The organism is Streptomyces sp. NPDC093600 (assembly GCF_044764755.1).
Classification (GTDB): Bacteria; Actinomycetota; Actinomycetes; order Streptomycetales; family Streptomycetaceae; genus Streptomyces.
Window position 1 is genome coordinate 376946 of record NZ_JBIWIU010000003.1, and the last position, 23739, is coordinate 400684.

At 72.2% G+C, this 23739-nt stretch carries 22 protein-coding genes and 1 pseudogene; 15 read left to right on the forward strand and 8 right to left on the reverse strand.

Annotation, left to right across the window (positions count from 1 at the left end; genetic code table 11):
* The first annotated feature begins 38 nt into the window (after positions 1-38).
* The 3 genes from ACIRB4_RS11635 (at position 39) to ACIRB4_RS11645 (ending at position 2292) form a co-directional block, all read left to right on the forward strand.
* Positions 39-683, forward strand: coding sequence for an RNA polymerase sigma factor (locus ACIRB4_RS11635; protein WP_403290039.1), 645 nt, complete (start codon positions 39-41; stop codon positions 681-683).
* Positions 680-1771, forward strand: a complete 1092-nt coding sequence (locus tag ACIRB4_RS11640; RefSeq protein ID WP_403290040.1) for a CU044_5270 family protein — start codon at positions 680-682, stop codon at positions 1769-1771. The genes ACIRB4_RS11635 and ACIRB4_RS11640 overlap by 4 nt, the downstream gene beginning before the upstream one ends.
* Before the next feature lie 221 nt (positions 1772-1992).
* A complete protein-coding gene (locus tag ACIRB4_RS11645) occupies positions 1993-2292 on the forward strand; it encodes a hypothetical protein (protein WP_403290041.1) in 300 nt (99 codons plus the stop codon).
* Between the two features lie 97 nt (positions 2293-2389).
* Here the strand turns inward: ACIRB4_RS11645 and ACIRB4_RS11650 are convergent, their stop codons facing one another.
* Positions 2390-3565 (reverse strand): cation:proton antiporter, encoded by a 1176-nt coding sequence (locus tag ACIRB4_RS11650; RefSeq protein WP_403290042.1) that lies wholly within the window; start codon positions 3563-3565, stop codon positions 2390-2392.
* A gap of 5 nt (positions 3566-3570) precedes the next feature.
* Positions 3571-3762 carry a cation:proton antiporter regulatory subunit gene (locus ACIRB4_RS11655; RefSeq protein ID WP_403290043.1) on the reverse strand — a complete coding sequence of 64 codons (192 nt, stop codon included), beginning with the start codon at positions 3760-3762 and terminating at the stop codon, positions 3571-3573.
* A gap of 541 nt (positions 3763-4303) precedes the next feature.
* On the opposite strand from ACIRB4_RS11655, the gene ACIRB4_RS11660 reads away from it, so the two are divergent.
* From ACIRB4_RS11660 to ACIRB4_RS11670, 3 genes are all read left to right on the forward strand, one after another.
* Positions 4304-5758, forward strand: coding sequence for a family 43 glycosylhydrolase (locus tag ACIRB4_RS11660; RefSeq protein ID WP_403290044.1), 1455 nt, complete (start codon positions 4304-4306; stop codon positions 5756-5758).
* A 53-nt stretch (positions 5759-5811) separates the two neighbouring features.
* Positions 5812-7230 carry a family 43 glycosylhydrolase gene (locus ACIRB4_RS11665; protein WP_403290450.1) on the forward strand — a complete coding sequence of 473 codons (1419 nt, stop codon included), beginning with the start codon at positions 5812-5814 and terminating at the stop codon, positions 7228-7230.
* An 87-nt stretch (positions 7231-7317) separates the two neighbouring features.
* The gene (locus tag ACIRB4_RS11670; protein WP_403290045.1) at positions 7318-7506 is read left to right on the forward strand and encodes a hypothetical protein; all 189 of its coding nucleotides are present in this window, start codon (positions 7318-7320) and stop codon (positions 7504-7506) included.
* A 30-nt stretch (positions 7507-7536) separates the two neighbouring features.
* On the opposite strand, the pseudogene ACIRB4_RS11675 reads toward ACIRB4_RS11670, so the two are convergent.
* From ACIRB4_RS11675 to ACIRB4_RS11685, 3 genes and pseudogenes are all read right to left on the reverse strand, one after another.
* Positions 7537-8272, reverse strand: a pseudogene (locus ACIRB4_RS11675) (dienelactone hydrolase family protein); the annotation flags it as partial.
* A 341-nt stretch (positions 8273-8613) separates the two neighbouring features.
* Positions 8614-9552, reverse strand: a complete 939-nt coding sequence (locus ACIRB4_RS11680) for a serine hydrolase (RefSeq protein ID WP_403290046.1) — start codon at positions 9550-9552, stop codon at positions 8614-8616.
* Complete coding sequence (locus tag ACIRB4_RS11685) at positions 9549-10421, reverse strand: LysR family transcriptional regulator (protein WP_403290047.1); 873 nt, start codon at positions 10419-10421, stop codon at positions 9549-9551. Before ACIRB4_RS11685 ends, ACIRB4_RS11680 begins: the two co-directional genes overlap by 4 nt.
* A 153-nt stretch (positions 10422-10574) precedes the next feature.
* Here ACIRB4_RS11685 and ACIRB4_RS11690 point away from each other — a divergent pair, with 153 nt between their 5' ends.
* The 7 genes from ACIRB4_RS11690 (at position 10575) to ACIRB4_RS11720 (ending at position 18057) form a co-directional block, all read left to right on the forward strand.
* Positions 10575-12227 carry a penicillin-binding transpeptidase domain-containing protein gene (locus ACIRB4_RS11690; protein WP_403290049.1) on the forward strand — a complete coding sequence of 551 codons (1653 nt, stop codon included), beginning with the start codon at positions 10575-10577 and terminating at the stop codon, positions 12225-12227.
* A 110-nt stretch (positions 12228-12337) separates the two neighbouring features.
* On the forward strand, positions 12338-13285 hold the full coding sequence (bla, locus tag ACIRB4_RS11695) for a class A beta-lactamase (protein ID WP_403290050.1): 948 nt from the start codon (positions 12338-12340) through the stop codon (positions 13283-13285).
* 145 nt (positions 13286-13430) lie between these two features.
* The gene (locus ACIRB4_RS11700) at positions 13431-14621 is read left to right on the forward strand and encodes an aromatic acid exporter family protein (protein ID WP_403290051.1); all 1191 of its coding nucleotides are present in this window, start codon (positions 13431-13433) and stop codon (positions 14619-14621) included.
* Positions 14622-14657: 36 nt separating this feature from the next.
* Entirely contained in the window at positions 14658-15605 is a 948-nt protein-coding gene (locus ACIRB4_RS11705) for a GlxA family transcriptional regulator (protein ID WP_403290052.1), read from the forward strand.
* A 168-nt stretch (positions 15606-15773) separates the two neighbouring features.
* Positions 15774-16490 carry a DJ-1/PfpI family protein gene (locus tag ACIRB4_RS11710; RefSeq protein WP_403290452.1) on the forward strand — a complete coding sequence of 239 codons (717 nt, stop codon included), beginning with the start codon at positions 15774-15776 and terminating at the stop codon, positions 16488-16490.
* A gap of 137 nt (positions 16491-16627) precedes the next feature.
* On the forward strand, positions 16628-17236 hold the full coding sequence (locus tag ACIRB4_RS11715) for a DJ-1/PfpI family protein (protein ID WP_403290053.1): 609 nt from the start codon (positions 16628-16630) through the stop codon (positions 17234-17236).
* 62 nt (positions 17237-17298) lie between these two features.
* The gene (locus ACIRB4_RS11720) at positions 17299-18057 is read left to right on the forward strand and encodes a DJ-1/PfpI family protein (RefSeq protein WP_403290054.1); all 759 of its coding nucleotides are present in this window, start codon (positions 17299-17301) and stop codon (positions 18055-18057) included.
* Between the two features lie 9 nt (positions 18058-18066).
* Here ACIRB4_RS11720 and ACIRB4_RS11725 read toward each other — a convergent pair whose 3' ends face one another.
* The 3 genes from ACIRB4_RS11725 to ACIRB4_RS11735 all read right to left on the reverse strand — a co-directional run bounded on the left by ACIRB4_RS11725 (position 18067) and on the right by ACIRB4_RS11735 (position 22139).
* Positions 18067-20055, reverse strand: a complete 1989-nt coding sequence (locus ACIRB4_RS11725) for an NAD-binding protein (RefSeq protein ID WP_403290455.1) — start codon at positions 20053-20055, stop codon at positions 18067-18069.
* 81 nt (positions 20056-20136) lie between these two features.
* Positions 20137-21561 carry a flotillin family protein gene (locus ACIRB4_RS11730; protein WP_403290055.1) on the reverse strand — a complete coding sequence of 475 codons (1425 nt, stop codon included), beginning with the start codon at positions 21559-21561 and terminating at the stop codon, positions 20137-20139.
* 71 nt (positions 21562-21632) lie between these two features.
* Positions 21633-22139, reverse strand: coding sequence for a hypothetical protein (locus ACIRB4_RS11735; protein ID WP_403290056.1), 507 nt, complete (start codon positions 22137-22139; stop codon positions 21633-21635).
* Positions 22140-22333: 194 nt separating this feature from the next.
* Between ACIRB4_RS11735 and ACIRB4_RS11740 the strand changes: the two genes are divergently transcribed.
* Together ACIRB4_RS11740 and ACIRB4_RS11745 are read left to right on the forward strand one after the other, a co-directional pair.
* Complete coding sequence (locus tag ACIRB4_RS11740) at positions 22334-22837, forward strand: metallophosphoesterase family protein (RefSeq protein ID WP_403290057.1); 504 nt, start codon at positions 22334-22336, stop codon at positions 22835-22837.
* 112 nt (positions 22838-22949) lie between these two features.
* Entirely contained in the window at positions 22950-23738 is a 789-nt protein-coding gene (locus ACIRB4_RS11745; protein WP_403290058.1) for an alpha/beta fold hydrolase, read from the forward strand.
* The last annotated feature ends 1 nt before the right edge of the window (position 23739 follow it).

The window sequence follows — 23739 nt, forward strand, 5'->3', positions numbered from 1 at the left end:
CACGGGAACCCCTGTGGTCGGTCGGACAGTCGAGAGTTGTGACCACTGAAATGCGCGCACGTATCCGGGCCGGGGACCCCCCGGCCTTCGCCGAGCTCTTCGACTCCTGTGCCAAGAGCGTCTACAACCATGCCTTTCGCCTGACCGGGGACTGGTCGGTCGCGGAGGACGTCATGTCGGCGACCTTCATGGAGGCGTGGCGCCTGCGTCACACGGTGGACCCCGAAGGAGGGTCGCTCCGGCCGTGGCTCCTCGGCGTCGCCACGAACGTCGCCCGCAACCACGTACGCGGCAACCGCCGTTACCGGGCCGCCGTCGCCGCGTACGTGGCGACCGGCGCGGCACACGCCGAGCTGCCCGACCCGGCCGACGAGGTCGCCGGCCGGCTGGACGACCGGCGCCGTATCGAAGCCACCCTCACGGCGCTCGGCAAGCTCCGCAGGACCGAGCGAGAGGTCCTCGTCCTCTGCCTACACGAGGGACTGGAGTACACCGAAGCCGCCAAGGCGCTGCGCATCCCGGTCGGTACGGTCCGCTCCCGTCTCTCACGAGCCCGCGGCAGGCTGCGCAGACTCGCCGCCACGGAACTGGAACGGGGAGACCGGGAACCCGCCGCCCGCCCGAGACAGACAACAGGTGACCGCGCGAACGCGGTCCGGCCCGCACAGGAAGGAATCCGATGAACGTCAACCCCGCCCAGCACCGCCCGGTCGGCACGCGGCAGACCGGAGACGTCCCGACGTTCGAGGAGCGCGATCTTCCCGCGGGCCGCCACCAGTTCCACAAGGAGCGCCTGATGAGCCAGATCCACCACGACCGCCTCTCCGACGCCGCGGCGAAGCCGGCGCCCGGCCCGCGCAACCCCTTCCTGCGCAGGGCGGTCCTCCTGCCGGCCGCGACCGCTCTCGTCGGCGCCCTGGCCGTCGGTGTCCTGCTCTTCGCGCCCGGTGACGCCGGCGACCGCGAGGACAACCGCGCGAGCGGGCCCGTCCTCACCACCGAGATCGGCGCCGCGGACCCCAAGGGCGCGCGGCCGCTGCTGGACCGTATCTCTCTCGCGGCGGCGGACACCCGCGCGCCGCGACCGGGCGCGGGCCAGTACGTCTACATCGAGACGAAGACGGCGAACACGCATGTCAGGACCGTCAACGGCAAGGCGTCCGTCGTCAGCGAGCCCCTCCACACCCGCCAGTCCTGGAGGTCGCCCGACGGCCTCAAGGGATGGCTGATCGAGCCCGGCAACACCGGCCCGGAGGGCATCACCCTCGAGGGCCGCGACGAGAAGGGCGACGTACCGACTCCGCATCTCGGTGCCCCCTCCCACGACTACCTCGCGGCCCTGCCCACCGACCCGGACGCCCTGCTGCGGAAGATCTACAAGGAGACCGCGGGGCAGGGCAGGGGGCCGGACCAGCAGGCCTTCACCACCATCGGTGACCTGCTGACCGAGAGCTGGCCCTCGCCGCGGCTCACGGCGGCGCTCTACAAGGCCGCCGCGAAGATCCCGGGCGTGGTGTCGGTGAACGGCGCGACCGATGCCGTGGGCCGTAGCGGTGTCGCGGTCGCCCGGCTCGACGAGACCAGCGGCCAGCGCACCGAGTGGATCTTCGACAGCAGGAGCCTCACCTTCCTCGGCGAGCGGACCGTCCAGGTCGAGAAGGGCACCGCGGACGGCGAGCTCATCAAGCCCGGCACCGTCGTCTTCACGCACGCGATCATGCAGCGGGCGTTCGTCGACGCGATCAAGGAGGTCCCGGGGAGGCGCGGCTGACAGCCCCACGGCGTGGGGTCGAAGGCCGGGCGAGAACGAGGCGCTGGGGGCTGGGGCACACGGGTGGTGGTCTCGGAGTTGCGAGGAACGGCTCGGCGTGTTTGCGGGTAAAAGGTGCAAAGGGTGCCTAGCGTCCACTACGCACGAGTTGCTCGACAACGGATTACGTCGACTCTGACGGAAGTGGAGATGTAGTGCACAAGCTTCGCAAGGTTGCTCTCGTGGCTGCCATGGTCGGGAGTGTCACGATGTTCGGGGCCTCCGTCGCCTCCGCCACCAACGCCCACGGCGCCGGGGAGGGCAGCGGCTCCGGGTGCGATCAGCGCGTCGAGATCAGAAACGATTCATCCGGCCTCATCAACCTGTCGCACATCAACCTGACGCTCTTCGGCACCGGCCCGGCCCAGGCCGCGGCTGTGTCGCAGGTCTGCGGCGACGGCACCGCCGCCAGTGCGGCCGTCGCCGACTCGTCGAACGAAGGCGGGATCCTGAGCGGGCTCCTCGGCGGCGGCCTGCTCTGAGCGCTGGGACCGGCTCACCGGGCAGCTCCGGACACACGTCCGGGGCTGCCTTGTGTGTTGCCCGGCGCCGGCCACCACCCGGCCGGGTTCGGTCGCATCAGGGCTCCGCGGTCTGGCCGTTCCGGGCGTCGGCGGTGGGGCCCGTCCGGGCCGGAGCCAGGCGGGTGAGCAGCGGCCCCGCGATGGCCAGGATGAACACGTACGACGTCACCAGCGGTACGAGAGGGTCGTGCAGGGTGCCGGCGAGGCCCACGATGATGAGGGAGAACTCTCCCCGGGCGATCAGGGCGGTCCCCGCACGCCACTTTCCACGTCGGCCCACTCCGTCGCGCGAGGCGGCGTACCGGCCGGTGAGGACCTTGGTGACCAGGGTGGCGGCGGCCAGCGCGAGTGCGGCGGGGAGCATGGGCAGCAGGTCGGCGGGGTCCACGGAGAGCCCGATGGCCAGGAAGAACACCGCGGCGAACAGGTCCCGCAGGGGGCTGAGCACGGCGCGGGTGCGGGTGGCGGTCTCACCGGTGAGGGTGAGGCCGACGAGGAAGGCGCCGACCGCGGCCGAGGCGTGCACGAGCTCGGCGAGCGCCGCGACGATCAGGGTGAGGCCCAGGACCCTCAACAGCAGTTGCTCGGCATCGGGGTGGGCGACGAGTCGGCCCAGGTGATGGCCCCATCGGAAGGAGACGGTGAACGCGGCCAGCACCGCGCCGGCCGCCGCCAGGACGCCCAGGATCGCCTGCCACCACACGCCGCCGGAGGCCAGGACGGCGAGGACGGGCAGGTAGAGGGCCATGGTGCAGTCCTCGAGGACCAGCACGGAGAGGATCGCCGGGGTTTCCCGGTTGCCGAGTCGGCGCAGATCGGACAGCAGACGGGCGACGATTCCCGATGACGAGATGTAGGTGGCTCCGGCCAGTGCCAGGATGCCGATGCCGTCCATGCCGATGAGCCATCCGGCCACCGCGCCGGGAGTGGCGTTCAGCACCACGTCGACCAGCGCGGACGGTACGTGCCGCCGCATGCTGACCGCGAACTCGGGCAGCGAGAACTCCAGGCCGAGCACCAGAAGCAGGAGAATCACGCCGATGGCGGCGCCGGTCTCGACGAACTCGCCCGCTGCCGGAACGGGAGCGATACCTCCTTCCCCCACGGCGAGCCCGGCCAGCAGATAGAGCGGGATGGGGGAGAGGCTGAAGCGCCGGGCGAGGGTCCCCAGCACGCTCAGCGCGGCGAGGATGATGCCAAGCTCCAGAAGCAGCGCGACCGGCGTACGCACCCGGCTCAGCCCCGGATGATCTGTTTCACGCCCGCGATGCCCTCGTGGGTACCGATCACCACCAGGAGGTCCCCGCCCCGCAGGACCTCCTGCGGGGTGGGCGAGACGATGACCTCCTCGCCCCGTACCACCGCGACGATCGACGCCCCCGTCCTGCGCCGCGCGCGTCGCGCCCAGAGGCCGTCCGTCGTACGCACTTCCGGGGTCCACCTCGACCTGCCCGAAGACCAGGCCAGGTACCTCCTTGGTCAGGTCCGCGAACCGTTCCGCGATCCGGGGTGCGCCCAGGATCTCGGCGACCGTGTCGGCCTCCTCGCTGTCGAGTTGGAGCACCGGGCGGCCCTCGTCCGGATCCTCACCCTCGTAGACGACCAGCTCGAAGTCGCCCGTGCGCCGGGCCACCACGCTCACCCGGTCGCCCTTGCGGCTGGTGAACTCGTAGCGCAGGCCCACGCCGGGCAGCAGTACTTCGGTGACGTCCATCTCCACATCCTCGGGCGGCCGGTGGGGGGCGGCACGCGCGGGTGGGCCGTGCGGGTCACGGAAAACCCGGCGGGAACCGTTGACGTGTACAGGTCGCATGCCTAAGGTCTGGTCGAAGTTACGTACAGCGTCCGATATATCGAACACCCAACCTCCTTGGTATCTCGAACACCTCGACCCGGTGGCAGTCCGCTACCGGCTGCCGGCTGTCGAAAGGGACCCGCCTTGTTCCGCATCCGCTCCTGGATCACCCTCATGGCAGCACTGCTCGTGATGCTCGCGCCGGTCGCCACGCAACCGGCCGCGGCGGCCGAGGGACGTCCGTACACGAACCCCGTCAAGTCGCAGAAGGGCGCCGACCCCTGGCTGGAGTACTACAACGGCCACTACCACCTCGTCACCACGTCCTTCACCGGCGTGCTGACCATACGGAAGTCGCCCACCCTGGCCGGTCTGTCCACCGCCCCGAGCGTCCAGGTCTGGAGCGACACCACGCCCAGCCGCAACACCAACTTCTGGGCACCCGAACTGCACTTCTTCGACGGCCGCTGGTACCTCTACTACTCGGCGGGGCAGAGCGGCGTCCCCTGCTGCGACTCCCAGCGCACCCACGTCCTGGAGAGCGCGGGCAGCGATCCCATGGGCCCGTACACCTACAAGAACCAGCTCACCGGATCGAACCTCGACCCCGGCGGCTGGCTCATCGACGCCAGTGTGCTGCGGCACGGCGGCAGGCTGTACCTGCTCGGCAGCGGCTCCGTCGACGGAAGCCGCCAGAGCCTGGTCATCGCCCCGATGAGCAACCCGTACACGGTCAGCGGCTCCGCCTTCACCGTCATCTCCCGCCCCACCCTGAGCTGGGAGACCCAGGGCGGCACGGTCAACGAGGGCCCCGAGCCGCTCTACCGCGACGGCAGGACGTTCGTCGTCTACTCCGCCAGCGCCTGCTGGGGGCCGGACTACAAGCTCGGCCGGCTGGAACTCACCGGCGGCAACCCGCTGCTGGCCTCCTCGTGGACCAAGAACCCCACGCCGGTCTTCTCCCGGAACGACTCCGCGGGGGTCTACGGTCCCGGCCACAACGGCTTCTTCACCTCGCCCGACGGCACCGAGAACTGGATCGTCTACCACGCCAACGACTCGGCCTCCGACGGCTGCGACAACGGCCGTACCACCCGCGCCCAGAAGTTCACCTGGAACGCCGACGGCACGCCCGACTTCGGCGCCCCGGTCGCCCTCGGCACGACCCTGCCCGGCCCGTCCGGAGAGACGGCGGCCACACCGGCGGCGTACACGCTGGTGAACCGCAACAGCGGCAAGTGCCTGGACGTCGCGGGCGGCAGCACCGCGGACGGTACGAACATCGCGCAGTGGACCTGCAACGGCGGCGCCCACCAGAAGTGGCGGATCGAGGACCTCGGCAACGACACCAGCCGGCTCGTCAACGTCGCGACCGGCAAGGTCATGGACACGGCCGCCTGCTCCGCCGCCGACGGCGCCGATCTGCGGCAGTGGTCGTGGCTGGACAACAACTGCCAGAAGTTCCGGCTCGTGCACACGGCCTCGGGCGACCACGTACGGATCGTCAACGAGAACAGCGGCAAGGTCGCCGACGTCGCCGACTGCGGCACGGCGAACGGCGCCGACGTACGCCAGTGGACCTGGCTGAACAACGCCTGCCAGCAGTGGCAGCTCAAGCCGGTGGCGTGAGCGCCGTGACGAAGGAGCGGAAGACCGTGAGACGCGACATCACCAGGATGGTCATGGCACTGTTCGCCGCATTCGCCGTGCTGACCGCCGGAACCCCCGCCCACGCGGCGGCTCCGGCCTCACCGGCCGTGACCTTCACCAACCCGGTCGCCGAACAGCGCGCCGACCCCCACATCCTCAAGCACACCGACGGCTACTACTACTTCACCGCGACCGTCCCGGCGTACGACCGGATCGTCATGCGGCGGGCCACCACCCTCCAGGGCCTGTCCACCGCCGCCGAGACCACCATCTGGCGCAGACACACCAGCGGTGAGATGGGCGCGCACATCTGGGCGCCGGAGATCCACTTCATCGACGGCAAGTGGTACGTCTACTTCGCCGCCGGTTCCACCAGTGACGTCTGGAAGATCCGGCCGTACGTCCTGGAGACCGGCGCGGCCAACCCGCTGACGGGCACCTGGAGCGAGAAGGGCCGCATCGCCCTGCCGCTGGACACCTTCTCGCTCGACGCCACCACCTTCGTCGTCGGCTCGACCCGCTACCTCTCCTGGGCGCAGAACGACCCGGCCGTCGGCGCGGGCACCAACCTCTACCTGGCCAGGATGTCCAACCCCTGGACGATCAGCGGCAGTCCGGTGATGATCTCCCGGCCGACCCACGCCTGGGAGAAGGCCGGCCACACGGTCAACGAGGGCCCGGCGGTCATCCAGCGGGGCGGCAAGGTCTTCATGAGCTTCTCGGCCAGTGCCACCGACAGCAACTACTGCCTGGGACTGCTGACCGCCGCCGCCGGCGCGGACCTGATGAACCCCGCCTCCTGGACCAAGAACCCGAACCCGGTGTTCACCAGCAACGCCGCGACCGGTCAGTACGGCCCCGGGCACAACACCTTCACGACGTCCGAGGACGGGAAGTCGGACGTCCTCGTCTACCACGCCCGCGACTACAAGGACATCAGCGGCGACCCGCTCGACGACCCCAACCGCCGCACCCGCTACCAGAAGCTCTACTGGAACGCCGACGGCACCCCGAACTTCGGCATCCCGGTCGCCGACGGAGCCACCCCCGTCCGCTTCTCCTCGTACAACTTCCCCGACCGGTTCATCCGGCACTGGGAGTTCCGGGCGAGGATCGACGCGGACGTCACCACTCTCGCGGACTCCCAGTTCCGCGTCGTCACCGGCCTGGCAGGCACCGGAACCGTCTCCCTCGAATCGGCCAACTTCCCCGGCCACTACCTCCGCCACAAGAACCACGAGGTGTGGGTGGAGAAGAACGACGGGAGCGCGACCTTCGAGAGCGACGCCAGCTTCCACCGCCGCCCGGGCCTGGCCGACCCGGCCGCCGGCGTCTCCTACGAGTCGTACAACTTCCCGGGCCGCTACCTCCGCCACTACGCACACCTGCTCGTGACACAGCCCGCGCAGACGGCGACCGCGAAGGCGGACGCGACGTTCTACGCCCAGTAGGACCGGGCGATCCGCCGGGTGCCGCGCCCCCCCCACTCGACGAGCCCCTTCCGGCCGGCCTGTGTCCAGGCCGGCCGGAAGGGGCTCATGGTCGTTCCGTTCCGTGTCCGGGGCGACGATCGTTCGCCCGCCCTCTTCCTCCTCCAACTCCAGGGAACTGCCGAGATTTCGCACAACGACATCGGCCGGAAGCCCGAACACGTCGATGCCGTACAGCTTCACCACATCCTCGCGGTGCGGGCTGAAGACCTCGATCGCGTTCACGACATCGCCTGATTCCAGGTGGGTGATTCCTTCGTCTGGGACATGCCCCAGATCCTCACGTCACGGGCAGGCACTCGGCGAGCAGGTCGACGACGTCGCGCCAGGCTCGCTGCGCGTGCCGTGGGTGGTAGCCGACGCCGGGGACCACAGGGTGGTCGACCGGCGGGTGGTGGAATGCGTGCAAGGCGCCGCCGTAGACCGCGAGGCGCCAGTCGACGCCCGCGGCCTGCATCTCGGCGGTGAACGCGTTCCGTTGCGCGGGCGCCATGATCGGGTCTTCCGACCCGACCCCGGCCCACACCGGGCAGCGAATGCGCGCCGCCTCGCCCGGTCGGCCCGTGGTAGTCGCGTTGACTGTCCCGATCGCGCGCAGGTTGACGCCGCCGCGCCCGAGTTCCAGCGCGATGGCTCCCCCGGTGCCATAGCCGACGGCGGCTATCCGGTCGGGGTCGGTCCGCGGTTCGGTGCGCAACACGTCGAGCGCCGCATGGCCGATGTCCCGCATCCGGTCGGGGTCGGCGAGCAGCGGCAGGCAACGGGCCAGCATCTCCTCGGGGTCGCCCAGATAGCGCCCGCCGTGAAGGTCGAAGGCCAGCGCTACATATCCCAGTTCGGCGAGAGCGTCGGCCCGGCGGCGCTCGACATCGCTGAGCCCCATGCCCTCTGGTCCGAGCAGCACCGCGGGCCGGCGGTCGACACCGGACGGGAGCGCGAGGTGCCCGATCATCGTCAAACCGTCGGCCGGATACTCGACCGTGCGCGTCGTAACCGTCGTCATGAGACTGGACTGTAGTGACCGTCGAGCCCGGTCCGGCCGGTGTTCTGCCGCTGGCGGAACAGTGCGGGTATCCCTCTGAAGATACGGCGAGGGCTCACGAGGACCCGGCCCCGATCAGCCGGCACCACCGCATCGCCCTGATCCGCAAGATCGTGACCCAGCGACGATCTCCCGCTCATGGAACGGAACGCGGCTGCCCCGATCCTCCTCTGTGCCCAGCCCGTCCGTCGGCTCGTCCGCACCGCCGCAGGCGTCCCCACCCTCAACGGCCGGATCGCCACCCTGCGGCAACTCGTCCTAGCCCCCCGGCGCCGCGACGGCGCCGAGGGCTCACCCCGTCTTCAGGTGTCCTGGCGCCCCCTTAGTTCCTCGACGGCGGCGCGCGCCGCGGTGCCGATCACCGCGTCGGCGCGCGGCAGCTTGGTGTCGGACCGGGCGGCCTGGGTGAAGACCACGGCGGTGTAGGTGCTGCCGTCCGCGAGTTCGACGACACCGGCCTCGTGGCGCATCGCACCGAAGGTGCCGGTCTTGCCGTAGACGGTGACGTCGTCGTAGGGGAATCCGGAGCCGAGCCGATGCGCCCACGGCTGCTTGCGCATCACGTCGCGCATGAAGGCGCAGCGGTCGGCGGAGGCGGCTTCTCCGGTCCAGATCGCGCGCAGCAGCCGCGTCATGTCCGCCGGTGTCGTGGACGCCTTGAACGCCGGGTCGTACACGCCCGGTGGTGCGACGGTGTCGTTGTCCGCCACGTGTGCCAGGGCCGCGTCCAGCGAGGGGGCGCCAGTGTCGGCGAGCAGTCGGCTGAAGGTGCTGACCACACCGCCGTGGATATGGGTGTCGGGCATGCCCAGGTCGCGGCACATGGCTTCGACGACGTCCGGGCCGACCGCTCGGAGCACGGCGTGGGCCGAGGTGTTGTCCGAGATGGTCATCATCAATACCACCATGTCGCGCAGCGACAGGGTGACCGGGTCGTGCAGGATCGAGATCCCGGTCGGGCCGGGAACGCGCTCGTCCGGCTCCAGCGTCAGCCGGCGACGCGGATCGATCAGTCCCGCGTCCGCGAGCCGGCAGAAGGCGACCATCAGCGGAAGCTTGTAGACCGAGCCCATGGGCAGCCGTTCGCCGGGATCGATGGTGACCTGGGCCGACGGGCGGTGGAGCTCCGCCACGTGCAGCCAGCCACGGACGCCCGCGTCGTCGAACATGCCGCGGATGGTCCGCTCCACGCCGCTGCCGGTCCTCCGGCCGGTCGTCCTGCCGGTCCTCCTGTCGTTCACGGTGCCGCCTTCCGGGCCAGGGCGTCCTCGAGCAGCCGCGCTGTCTCGGCGGTCTCCTTCGAACCCGGACGCCTCGGGTCCCAGGCCACCCTCAGCCGCAGGGGGAGCGGCGGGTCCGTCGCCGTCCGCCGCTCGACCCCGGAGGCCGTCAGCGTGTCGTCCGCCGTGACGAGCACCGCCTGACCGGCCGCCACCAGGGCGAGACCGGCGCGCTCGTCGGAGACCACCACGGTCTCCACCCGGCGCCCACGGCTGGCCAGGGTGTCGATGAACAGGTCGTGGGCCGCGGGCGCTTCGGCGCGCGGACGCACGGCGACGGGCAGGCCCGACGGCAGCGTGTCACCGGCGTCCCCGTGGCCGGCGGGTGTCAGGATCCAGGTCGGCAGCAGGATCACCCGACCAGCGGCGAGACCGTGGAGTACGGAGGGATGGCGGATCACGGCGATGTCGAGCCGCCCGGCCGCGACGTCGCCGAGCAGCGCGGCGGTCGGCGCCGTCACCATGCCGATCCGGGTCCGTTCCCCGGCCCGGACCGGCGCGGCCGCCACGTCGGCCGCGAGGGGCGCCGGCACTTCGGGCGCGAGTCCCAGCCGCAGACGACGGCCGTCGGCGTGCTCGCGGGCGCCGGTCTCGCGGAGTTCCGCAAGGGCGGCCAGGGCTCTGCGGGCGTGCGGGAGCAGCAGGGTCCCCTCCTCGGTGAGGGACACTCCTCGCTCACGGTCGAACAGGCGCACGCCGAGCAGGGCTTCCAGCCGTCGCAGGCCCTGCGAGAGGGGCGGCTGGGTGATGCCCACGCGCTGTGCCGCAGTCCCGAAGTGTTCCTCCTCCGCCAGCGCGATGAAGATTTCCAGATGCCGTTCCGTCAGCACTCTGCCTCTCCTGACGTGCAGCGATACATCATGCGAATCATCGTGATGCCGAGATCGTATTCGACATACGGGAGGCGGGCGGGCTTGACTCCGGGATCACGCGAACGCCGGCCCGGCCACGAACGCCCGACCCGACCGTGAACGGAGAGCACCTTGACGTACACCGACCGCTGGAACGGTCCCGCCCCGCACCGGCGGCCGCGGCGCAAGCGGTGGCCGCTCGCCATCGGCGCGGCCGCCCTGCTGGTGGTGGCGGGAGGCGGGTACGCCGCTTTCAGCCTCTGGGGCGGTGATCAGCGGGAGGATCCGCATGTGACCGCCGCCCGCAAACCCCTGACCGCGTTCCTCACCGCCTGGGCCGGGCACGACCCGGGGAAGGCGGCCACGCACACCGACACGCCCGACGCCGCCGCGTCGCTCCTCACGTCCGTACTGACCAATCTCAAGCCCTCCAGGACCACCCTCACCGAGGGCGAGGGGCAGAAGAAGAACGAAGGCGAAGTGCACTTCCCCTTCACCGTGGACATGGCGATCCCGGGCGCCGGTGACGTCACCTGGCACTCCCGGGCGCGGATGATCCGCACAGCCGGCGCGTGGAAGGTCGAGTTCACCTCGCCGATGATCCATCCCGAGCTGAAACCGGGGCAGACACTCGCGCTCCAGAGCTCCAACGACAGGGCGAAGGTGCTCGACACCCACGGCGCCCCGCTCCAGGCGGACAGCCTCGTCGGCACCGTCGACCCCGCCAGCGGCAAAGGCGCGTCCGGCCTGGAAGCCCGCTACGACGCCATCCTGTCCGGTGGGACGAAGGTGAAGAAGACCCTGGTGGTCGCGGACCGGGCGAGCGGGCGCGCCGTCAAGAACCTCACCGAGGCTCCCAAGGCAGAGGGCCGCCCCGTGCGCACCACCATCGACCCCCGCGTCCAGCAGGCTGCGGCCAAGGCCCTGACCGGCGTCGAGAAGAACGCGGCCATCGTCGCCATCGACCCGCGCAACGGCCACATCCTCGCCGCCGCCAACCGGCCCGCCGGCCTCAACCGCGCCCTCGAAGGGCGCTACCCGCCCGGATCCGTCTTCAAGGTCGTCACAGCGGCGGCTCTCCTGAAGGGCGGCGTACGACCCGAAACGCCCGCCGCCTGCCCGAAGTTCGCCCAGGTCGACGGACAGCGCTTCGAGAACCAGCGCCAGTTCGACCTTCCGGCGGGCTCGACCTTCGAGGACGTCTTCGCGCGGTCCTGCAACACCTACTTCGTCAACGCCCGCGGCCGGCTCTCCGCCACCGACCTGCGCGACGCGGCCCAGGCGTTCGGCATCGGCGGCAGCTGGGACGTGGGCACGAGCACCTACGACGGCAGCGTCCCCGTCACGACGAGCGACAACGACAAAGCCGCCGCCACCATCGGCCAGGCACGCGTCCAGGTCTCACCCCTGGTGATGGCATCGGTCGCGGCCACCGTCAAGAACGGAACGTTCCACCAGCCGATGCTGGTGCCCGACGCGGTGAAGAAGAAGCACCAGGCCCCGGTGGCGCTCGACGCCGAGGTGACCGGCCGGCTCCGCGACCTGATGCGCGCCACGGTGACCTCCGGTTCCGCCCACGCCCTGAAGGGCCTGTCCGGCCGGCCCCACGCGAAGACCGGAACCGCCGAATTCGGCACCGAGACCCCGCCGCGCACCCACGCGTGGATGATCGGCTACCAGGGCGACTCCGACCTCGCGTGGGCGGTGCTCCTGGAGGACGGCGGTTCCGGCGGCGCCGACGCCGGTCCGGTCGCCGCCCGGTTCCTGAGCCACCTGGCCCGCTGACGGCCACCGCGCCCCCTCCCGCGTCGTGACCGCCGCTCCGCCGACGACCGGCCGCCCGTGCCGCGATGCGACCACTCGGTACGAACCCCACAAGAGAGAGCCCGCACACCATGCCCACCCGGACCCTTGCCTCCCGTCGTGCCGTACTCGCCACCCTGGCCGGCCTCGCGGCGCTGCCCCTCCCCGGATGCGCGGCCACCCCGGACGCCGCCTCCCCGACCCACTCCGGCCCGACGCCACCCGCCTCCAAGCCCTCCTCGTCGACGCCCGCCGATCCGCGTACGGCGCGCGCGTTCGGCGAACTGGAGAGGAAGTTCGACGCCCGGCTGGGCGTCTACGCGCTCGACACCGGCAGCGGCCGGACCGTCGTCCACCGGCCCGACGAACGTTTCGCCTACGCCTCCACCTGCAAGGCGCTGCTCGCCGGCGCCATGCTGGAGAGGAACTCGCTGCGGCAGCTCGACCGGCTCGTGCGGTACGGCCGCGAGGACCTCGTCAGCCACTCACCGGTCACCGAGCGGCATGTCGCCACCGGAATGACCCTGCGCGAGCTGTGCGACGCCACGATCCGCTACAGCGACAACGCCGCGGCCAACCTCCTCTTCCGCGAGCTCGGCGGCCCCCGGGCTCTGCAGGACGCCCTGCGCGGCCTCGGCGACCGGGTCACCCGCTGCGACCGCTACGAGGTGGCCCTCAGCGAGGGCACCCCCGGCGACCCCCGCGACACCAGCACGCCCCGCGCCCTCGCCACCGACCTGCGCGCCTACGTCCTCGGCGACACCCTTCCCCCGGAGAAGCGCGCCGTGCTGGCCGACTGGCTCAAGCGCAACACCACCGGCGACCACACCATCCGCGCCGGGACCCCGGCCGGCTGGCAGGTCGGCGACAAGACCGGCTCGGGCGGCTACGGCACCCGCAACGACATCGCCGTCCTCTGGCGCCCCGGCGCCGCACCGATCACCCTCGCCGTCCTCTCCCGCCGCGACACCAAGGACGCCGAACGCGTCGACGCCCTCATCGCCCGAGCCACCGAGGTCGCACTCGCCGCGATCGTCTAGGGCGCCGCGGCGCCGACGGCCTGGACGTACAAGCCCGCAAAAGGGGTAGGCGAGGTCTGCACGAGGAACCGGAGAGCTGATCGTCTTCCCTGCCGGCCCCCTCCCGAGGGGGCGAGCAGGGCTTCGACGAAGGACAGGGAGAGGTGTGTCCGACCCGACGGCCAGGGCGAGGGCCTGGTGCCGAAGCCGTCTGCTGAGCGCGCGGGACTTCGTGACCGGTGCGGTACGCGGGCCCGGCGACGCGCGCGACGGGATGCTCCTGCTGCTCAAGGGAGCCGCCGCCGCCACGGTCGCCTGGTGCCTGTCCTCCTGGCTGCTGCCCTCGAACGTCACCGCGTTCGCCCCGTTCACCGCGCTGCTCGCCCTGCAGTCGACGGTCTACCGGTCGCTGTGGGACTCGGCGCAGTACCTCGGCGCCATGGCGATCGGGACCGCCGTGGCGGCCGGGTTCGGCAGCACCGCCGGCGTCCACGTCTGGAGCCTGCTCGTCCTGGTCTTCACCGCCCTGCTCGTGGCCCGCCTGGACCTGCTGGGACAGCAGGCCACCCAGGTTCCGGTCGTGGCCCTCTTCGCCTTCGTCGGCGGCGGCGGACGGATCGACTACATCGGGCACCTCGTCGGGTCCGCCACCATCGGAGTGTGCTGCGGCCTCGTCGCGCACCTCGCGATCGCCCCCTCGCCGCACACGGACACCGCCCAGCAACGGGTCGAGGACCTGGCCGCCCGGGCCCGGAGCATGCTCCGCACCCTGGCGCGCACCGCCGAGGGGAGGACCACCGACGAGGGCGCGCGGGAGGACTGGCCCCGCCGCTGCGAAGAGCTGGCCGCCCAGGCGAAGGACGCGCGCGCGGTGCTGGACAGGGAGCACGAGAACACCAAACTCAACCCCCGGCGCCGGTGGAGCAGCGCGGAGGAGGCGCTGCAGCGCTGTCACGAGACGATCAGCATGGTCGAGCGCACAGGCACCCACATCCGGTCCATCGCCCGCGCGCTGGAGTACGAACCGGAGGCCTCCGCCTCCTCGTCCGGACCGTCCCGCACACCGCGGGCGTCCGTGTCGGCGGACTTCCTCCCCTCCTACGCCGAGCTGCTGCACGGCACCGCCGCCGCGCTCGAATGCCTGGGCCCGCCCCACGGACCGGAGGACCCCGACCGGCTCCGCGCCTGCCTCGACGAGGCCGCACGCCGCTATGAGGAGGTGGCGACCATGGCGCGGAACGGCCCTCTCGACCATCCCGGGGAGTGGCCCGTCCACGGCACCGCCCTCCTGGAGGCGGCCCGGATCCTCGACGAGATCGAGGGCACCTTCTCCCGTACCGCCGAGACGCCCGAGTGAGGGCCGGAGCGGCCCGGTGCCGTAGGGTCCGGCCGTATGCATGTGGTTGCGGTCCTCGCGCTCGATGACGTGTCGGCCTTCGATCTGGCCATCCCCTGCCAGGTGTTCGCGTTCGCCACCCACCCGGACGGATCGCCGGCGTACGACATACGCGTGTGCACCGACCGCGACGTCACGGCGTCGGCCGGGCCCGCGCAGCCCTTCCAGCTGTCGTCCCCGTACCGGTGGGAGGACGCCCGTGACGCCGACACCGTCATCGTTCCCGGAATCCCGGCCGAGCAGATCCCCGACCCGCGCGCGGTCGGAGTGCTGCGCGAGGCGGCGGCCGCGGGCGCGCGCGTGGCCTCCATCTGTACGGGAGCCTTCGTGCTCGCCCGCGCCGGACTGCTGGAGGGGCGCAGCGCGACGACGCACTGGCGGTTCGCGGACTCGCTGGCCGAGCGGTTCCCCCGTACCCGAGTCGACCCGTCGGTGCTGTTCGTGGACGAGGGTCAGGTCCTCACCTCGGCGGGGATCGCCGCGGGGCTCGACCTGTGCCTGCACCTGGTGCGCCGCGACCACGGCGCGGTCGTGGCGGCGGAGGTCGCCCGCATGATGGTCATGCCCCCGCAACGAGCCGGGGGACAGGCGCAGTTCATCCAGTACCCCGCCCCGGACTGCGACTCGGCCGACCTCGGCGACACGATGCGGTGGATGCGGGACAAGCTGAACGAGCCGCTGTCGATCGCCGACATCGCCGCCCACGCCATGATGAGCCGCCGGAGCCTCGCACGGCACTTCCGCGCGCAGACGGGGACCACGCCGCTCCGCTGGCTCCTCGCCCAGCGCCTGCAGCGCGCGCGGGAACTCCTGGAGAGCACCGACCTGCCGATGCGGCGGGTCGCCGAGGAAACCGGATTCGGGTCCGTGGAGACGTTCCGCCACCACTTCGCCCGCCAGGTCGGCACCACCCCGTCCGCGTACCGGGCGGCCTTCCGCGGGTGACACCGCCGGCGGCCCTCGGCCTGGCCGTATCTTGCGCACCTTGGGCATGAGCGCCACTGTCGGCACTCCCCGCCCGCCGGAAGACTGAACGCGTCTTCGCCCCGGCGGCCCTGGACAGGCGACGCACGGGGCACGGTTCACGTCTTCACGGAGGACCCCTTGTCCCGTATGCCCAGGCGCGGCCTGCTCCGCTCCGGAGCCGCCGTAGCGGCCGGTACCGGCCTTTCGTACGTCACGGCCGGCACGGCCCACGGGAAGGAGGCCGGCCTGGCGCCGACGCGTCCGCGCCGCGCACCGCTGCGCGTGCACACCGTGCTGTACGACGGTGTGGAGGAACAGGACTTCGCCGGCCACATCGAGGTCTTCGGGATCGCCGGGGAGGACCGCGTCGCGCAGTCCTTCGTCACCGTCGACGGACCCGGCACCGTGACGACCGCGGCCGGTATGGAGATCGTCTGCCGCGCCCCCTGGACCCCCCGCTCCGCCGACCTGATCGTGGTTCCCAGCGCCGGATACGGCGAGGGCTCCGGCCTCGAACGGGAGGTGCGGCGGGGGGTGCTGCCCCGGGCGCTCGCGGCGGCACGGCGGCGCGGGCTCGTCCTGGGCGCCGTGTGCACCGGCACCATGCTCCTGTCCGCCGCGGGGATCACGGCGGGGCGCCCCTGCACCACGCACCACATCGCCGAGGACGACCTCAAGGCGCAGGGCGGCCGGGTGGTCGGCGGCCGGGTCGTCGACGACGGTGACCTGGTGACCTGCGGCGGGGTGACCTCGGGCATCGACCTCGGACTGTGGCTGCTTGAACGGTTCTTCGGCCCGGAGACGGCGTTGTTCGCCGAGGAGGTCCTCGAGTACGAGCGCCGTGGCACCGTCTGGCGCGCGTAGCGGATCTGCTCAGCCTTTCCCCCCTCGCGCCCCTGGGGACGGCGAACCCCTCGCGCCCCCTGGGGACGCCGGACCCCTCGCCGCCGCCCGGACGGCGAACCCCTCGTCCTCGTCCTCGACCAGCAGATCGGCACGCCATGACCACGTACGGGATCCTTCTCTTCGACACCGTCGAGGAGCTCGACTTCGTCGGCCCCTGGGAGGTGTTCACCAGCTCCAGCGCCCTGCGCGACGGAGCCGACCGGGCCGTGCTCATCGCCGAGCGTTCCGCTCCGGTCCGCTGTGCCAACGGCATGCGTGTACTGCCGGACCACACACTCGACGACCATCCGCCGCTGGACGTCATCCTCGTGCCGGGCGGTTACGGCGCCCGCGAGATCCAGCCGCACCACCCACGGGTCACCGACTGGCTCGCCGCCACCTCCGCCCGCGCCTCGTGGACCGTCGGCGTCTGCACGGGCTCCTTCCTGCTGCACGCCGCGGGGCCGGCCCACGGTCGGAGGGTGGCCACCCACTGGCAGTACGAGGCGGCGCTCGAGGCACGCGGGGACGTCACCGTCGTCCGCGACGCCCGCTACGTCGTCGACGGCCCGCTCCTGACCAGCCAGGGCGTCTCCGCCGGCATCGACAGCGCACTGTGGCTCGTCGGCCGTCTGCACGGGCGGGACCACGCCCGCGCCGTCCGCCGGGAGATCCAGTACGACCCCGCACCCCCCTACCTCGCCGACGAACCCCTGCCCCGCTGAACAGGGGGACACGGCTGCTCCCCGCCACCCCGTTCCCATGAGAAGAGGAGAACCGAACAGACATGAACCGCCGAACTCTGCTGCGCACGACCACCGCCCTCGGCGCCGCGTCCCTCGCGGCCGGCGCGACCACCCCCGCACATGCGACCACCCCCGCGCACGCGGCCGCCCCGGGGGCGGCTCCCCGCCGGACGGATCCCCTCCGCGTACACGTCGTCATGTTCGACGGCGTGGAGGAGCTCGACCTGAGCGCCCCCTACGAACTCCTCTCCGCCGCCGATTACTTCACCGACCGCCAGGTCGACGTCCGTTACGTCACGCTGGACGGCAGGCCCACCGTCTCGGCGGCCTTCGGGACCACGATCCGCGTCGACCACCGCTGGGCCCCCGAGGAGGCGGACCTCCTGGTCGTACCCGGCGGCGGATACGCGCGCCGGGAGGACCCCGGCGTGTGGGCCGAGATCCGGCGCGGCGCCCTTCCCAGGGCCCTTGCCCGAGCGCCCCGACCGGGGCTGACCATCAGCGCGCTGTGCACCGGCGTGATGCTGCTCTCCGCCGCCGGACTGACCCGCGGGCGGCCGTGCACCACCCACCACCGGGCGCGCGCCGACCTCCAGCAGCAGGGGGGTGTCCTGAAGAACGCCCGTGTCGTCGACGACGGCGACCTGGTGACGGCCGGCGGTGTCACCTCCGGTCTCGATCTCGCCCTGTGGCTGGTGCGCCGGGAGCTGGGCGTCGACGCCGCGCTCGGCCTGGAGGAGATGCTGGAGTACGAAGCGCGCGGAACGGTGTGGACGTCGGGACGCGGACGACAGGACTGAGCGGTACGCCTACACGGCCGCCGGGCCGGCGCGCGGTGGCGCCGCGCGGACGCCGTCGACCGCACCAGGGGCGTGTTCCGGCCGTACGCGCGGCCGCCGGGCCTCCTCGGCGGCGAGGGACGCGGAGCCGAGGAGCTGGGCGAGACCGCGGCGGGTGGCGGCGATGACGACACGGTCCTCGCGGCGCAGGACGTAGCCGGGGTGGAGGTCCCACAGGAGTTGGGGCTCCTCCCCGGTGCGGTGGCCGGCGGCGAGGTCGGGGCGGCGGGTCGTCGGGGAGGCGGTGTCGAGCGCGAGGACGCGCCAGGCGCCGGGGCGGAACGCTTCGGCGACCGTGCGGTCCGCGAGGAGGGGGTTGTCCGCCACCTCCACGGCCGCGAAGAGCAGGACCCGGCGCTCGACCGGGATGGCGCCCAGGATCTGGCGGCCCATCATCGCGCCCGCGAACGCCGGCGCGGCCAGGTGCGAGACGCTGCGGCTGCGGGTGAGGGCGTCCGGGTGGGCCGTGCGCAGGGTGCGGTGGACGGCGGTGGCGAAGTCGTCGTCGTACAGGCGCAGGGCGACACGCAGGTCGGGTTTGACCGAGCGGGCGTAGAGCGCGGCCTCCAGGTTGGTGGTGTCGGAGCTGGTGAGGGCGAGCAGAGCATGGGCGCGGTGGATCTTGGCGGATTCCAGGACACCCTCCTCGGTGACATCGCCGAGGACGACGGGGACTCCGAGGCTCCGGGCGAGCGGGACACCGCGGGCGTCGGGGTCCTCCTCCACGCAGACGACGGGAATGTCGAGTTCGCGGAGCCGGGACAGGACACGGGACCCGATTTTGCCCAGACCGAGCAGGACGACGTGACCGGACAGGCCGCGGGGCGGGCGCCGCAGGGCGCCGGCGCCCCGGAATGTGCCCAGTGCCTCCAACCCGGCGGCGATGAGGAGAGGCAGCAGGGCCAGGCCGACGAGGCCGGACAGGAGCTGGAGGATCTGGCGGGGGAGGGGCTCGCCCACGGCCGGGTCGCCGATCGAGAACAGGTCGAGCAGCGTGAGGTACGCGGCGTGCACCGGGCCGGCGTCGGTGGCGACCGTGGCGGCCACGCTCAGCGCGAGCACCGAGGCGACGATGCCGGCGAGGGCCCACCGCAGGCGGCTGGAGAAGAGTTCGCCGAGGGGCGCGCCCCGACGGGACAGCCGCCGCGTCGGCACGGTGGGACCGGCGTACCGCACGGTCTCCAGGACGACGGTTCCGCGCCCGGCGGCGCCCGCCACGGTGCGGTCGGCGGGCAGGAGTTCGGGGCCCTGCGCGCCGCTGCCGTCCGAGCCCTCCGCACCCGCCGGGTCCGCCGTGGTGGACGACAGGAGAGCCAGCGTGCACAGGCCGGCGTCCGGTACCTCGCCCCGGCCGGACGGTGTCCTCTCGGCGGCGCGCAGCAGGAGCCCGTCGGCCTGGACGACCTTGCTCGTCCCTGCGACGGCCGTGGCCGCGAGCGCGGGTGCGGCGGTGTCCGCGTCGGAGAGGACGGTGGTGGAGGCGTCGAGACGCGTGCGGTCGACGCCGGGCGTGCCCACCAGGGCGACCTGGTCGAGGAGTTCCTCCAGGTGCACCCCGAGCTTGCGGTTGTACATACGGACCACGAGCCGCAGTCCGGGGCTCAGACGACGGGCGGTGAGCGCGGCCCTGAGGTTGGTCTCGTCATCCTCGTACAGCAGGGCCAGCGCCGCCGCCTCGCCCACGCCGGCCCGCAGGAGCGCCCGCTCACCGGGGGAGGACGACAGGACTTCCCGTACGAGCGGAGGCGCCCCGCCGCTCGTGCCGTCCGGCGCCGTGCCTGCCACGGCCGTACCGAACCGGCTGATCGGCCCGGCCGCGCGGGACGGGTCCGGCAGGTCGGTTCCCGCCGGCCCCTCGGCCTGCTCGCTCGGTACGACGAGAACGACACGCCGGCGGTAGACGTCCCGGAGTTCGGCGGCCAGTCGGCGCGCCAGCCCGTCGTCCCCGCAGACGACCATGTGCCCGGGCGGTCTCCCGTGCTCGTTCCGCGGCATGCTCGCATCCCCCCAGTGGCGTTCCGCCCGGCCGGTGCTGCCGGTCTAGTCGGTGATCTGAATGGCCCCGTTGTCCGAGGACGCCGCGGCCGGGGCCGGCCCCTTCTGCCGGGTGATGCCCTGGAGCAGGGCGGCGAGGTCCACTCCGGTGGTGGAGCTGAGGAGTTCCATGCCCTGGGCGACGTTGTCGGCGACGGTACGGGACAACTGGCCGGCGCCGTCGGTGGAGATGACGGTCATCTTGTCGATGGCAGACAGCGGCTCGGACGCCTTGGCGACCACCTGGGGAAGCACCTCGACGAGCATCTGGAGGACGGCCGCGTCACCGTACCCGGCGAAGGCGTCGGCCTTCTTCCGCATCGCCTCCGCCTCGGCGGAGCCCTTCGCGGCGATCGCGGCCGCCTGCGCCTCGCCCTCGATGCGCACGGCGTCGGCGAGCGCGGCCCGGTGCGCCTTCTCACCCTCACCGGTGAGGCGGGAGCGCTGGGCGTCCGCCTCGGCCTGCTTCACCAGCGCGATCCGCCGGGCCTCGGCCTCCTGCTCGGCCTGGTAGCGGGCGGCGTCCGCCGGCTTGCGGACCTGGGTGTCGAGCTGCCGGTCGGTCAGGGCGGCCTGCCGCTCCGCGACCTTCTCCTGCTCGCTGAGGATGTCCTGCTGCCGGGCGGCCTCGGCGAGCGGACCCGCGGCGTTCGCCTGGGCCGCGGCCTCGTCCGTCTGCGCCTTGATCTCCGCCTGCTTCAGGTAGAGGGTCCGCTGCGCGATCGCGATCTCCTCCTCCGCCTTGAGCCGAGCCTGCTCGGCGGCGCGCCGGGCGACGGCCTCGGCGATGTCCGCCTCCTGCTTGGCCCGCGCGGCCTCGGGCCGGCCGAGGTCCTCCAGGTACGAGCCCTCGGTGGTGATGTCCTGGATCTGGAACGCGTCGAGGACCAACCCCTGCCCGGACAGGGACGCCTCGGCCTCCTCCGCGACCTGCCCGGCGAACGCGGCCCGGTCGCGGATGATGTCCTCCACCGACATCCGGCCCACGATCGACCTCAGCGCGCCGGACAGCACCTCCTGCGTGAAGCCGACGATGCCGTCCTGCTGCATCAGGAACCGCTGGGCCGCGGCCCGGATCGAGTCTTCGTTGCCACCCACCTTGACGATCGCGACACCTTCCAGGTTCGCCTTGACCCCGCGCAGGGTGACGGCGCCGCGCACCGCGACCGGGATGTGCCGGCTGGAGAGGTCGAGGGTGAACTTCTGCTGCACGAACGGGACCACGAACACGCCGCCACCGACGACGACCTTCTGGCCGCTGTTGTCGGTGAACACCCGCCCCGTCGCAGGGTCGGTGGCCTGCTTGCCACGCCGGCCGGTGATGATGAACGCCTCGCTGGGCCCCGCGACCTTGTAGCGCGTGACGACGACGAGGGCGAGCAGAACGGCGAGTACGCCGATGCCCACCACGGCGATGAGGACAGGACTCATGACAGGACCCCCAGGAGTCGGAGAGATATGAGCGGTCGGTCGGTCGGGGGGTGCCGGGGGCGCGGAGGTGGTCAGCGGTCCACCGGGCGTACGACGACCGAGGTCGGCGAGAGCACGGCCTCGACCCACACCTCGGCGCCCCGGTCGACGGGGACCGGGGACTTCGCCGCGTACTTCACCGGCTGCGCGCCCAGGTACAGCAGCACCTCGCCGTAGCCGTCGGCCGGGATCGCCGTGACCACGGAGCCCGAACTGCCTCGCAGATCGTCACCGCGCGGTGCGGACGCGCCTTCGCCGCGCATCAGCGCCCGGCTGAACTTCCAGGTCAGCCAGCCCGCGACGCCCCCCGCCGCCACGCCCGCACCGGTGGCGACCCCCGCCCCCGTGCCGGTGGTCCCCAGGACGATCGCGCCCGTGAAACCGAGCGCGGAGACGAACCCCGCGATCACCGGCAACGACAGAAACCCGTCGAGCCCCCCGCCGAGCCCGTCGAGGACACCCTCCACCACCCCGTCGAGGACCAGGGACAGAACGAGCAGCACGAGACCCGCGATGCCGAGACCGAGAAACCAGCCCATGTACGTCACCTCGCCCCGTGCGTCGGTTTTCCGTCGTCGAGGGGATGGTGACACGGCAGCGCACGGGAGTTCACTGCCGGTTCCCGGCAATCTTTACGCGTTCTTGATGCCGAGAACGGCCCCTGGGACACGTCCGGTCGGTACTGGGGTGTTGGGTCCTCGGTGGGCGGACCTTCCGCCCGTAGGCTGACGTCATGCGGCTGCTTCTGACCTCCGACACGCATGTGCCCGCCCGGGCGAAGAGCCTGCCGGACGAACTCCTGGCGGGTGTCGAGGAGGCCGACGTGGTGATCCACGCCGGGGACTGGATCGACGAGGCCACCCTGGACCTGCTGTCGTCGCGGTCGCGCCGGCTGATCGGTGTGTACGGCAACAACGACGGCCCCGCGCTACGACGGCGGCTGCCCGAGGTCGCCCGCGCGGAACTGGGCGGGCTGCGGTTCGGAGTCGTGCACGAGACCGGACCGGCCACCGGGCGGGAGCGGCGCTGCGCCGAACGCTTCCCGGACCTCGACGTCCTGGTGTTCGGGCACAGCCACATCCCCTGGGACTCCGTCGCTCCCGGCGGCTTGCGGTTGCTCAACCCCGGCTCTCCCACGGACCGCAGGCGCCAGCCCTTCCGTACCTTCATGACCGTGACGGTCGCGGACGGGAACCTTCAGGACGTGACCGTGCGCCGCCTGCAGCCGAGGAGCTGAGAGGGTCGGTCGCCGAACGGGCCCGGAAGTGGTCCGAATGCGGCGGGTCGGCGGCGGGGCCGGGTGGTTACGCTCTTCTCTCCAGGGATGTCGAGCGCAGGGGGAGTGCATCGTGCGCAGTGCCGTCGTGACGCCCGAGGGTGACCGGATTCGCTGGCTGGAGCTACCGGGCCGGGAGCCGGCCCGCGTCTATGTGCACGGTCTGGGCGCCACCTCGGCCGCCTACTTCACCGAGGCCGCCGTCCACCCCCTGCTGGCGGGCCACCGCTCGCTCCTCGTCGACCTCCTCGGGCACGGCCTCAGCGACCGGCCCACGGATTTCGACTACACCCTGGAGTCGCACGCCGATAGCCTCGCGGACGCCCTGACCGTCGCGGGCGTCAGCGGTGCGCAGCTGATAGGGCACAGCATGGGCGGCTCGGTGGCCATCGTGCTGGCCGCCCGCCATCCGCACCTGGTCTCCCGCCTGGTCCTGGTCGACGCCAACCTCGATCCGCTCCCGGCCCCGATACCGAGCCTGCCCACCGGTGGCAGCAGCGGCATCGCCGCCTACACCGAGGAGGCGTTCCTGGCCGGAGGCTGGGAGGAGGTACGTGACCGGGTCGGTCCGCACTGGTGGGCCACCATGCGCCTGACCGGTCGTCAGGCCCTGCACCGCAGCGCGGTCTCCCTCGTCCGGGGGACCGTCCCCACCATGCGCGAGCTCCTGCTGAACCTGAAGATCCCCCGTACGTATCTGCTGCCCGAGGCGGACGGCCCGCTCCCGGGCGCCGACGCGCTCGCCGAGGCGGGGGTGGCCGTGGTCGCGATCCCGGACTGCGGACACAACATCATGCTGGACAACAAGGAAGCGTTCGCCCACGTCACCGCGGCCGCGCTGGCGGACCCCGCCGCGGAATGAC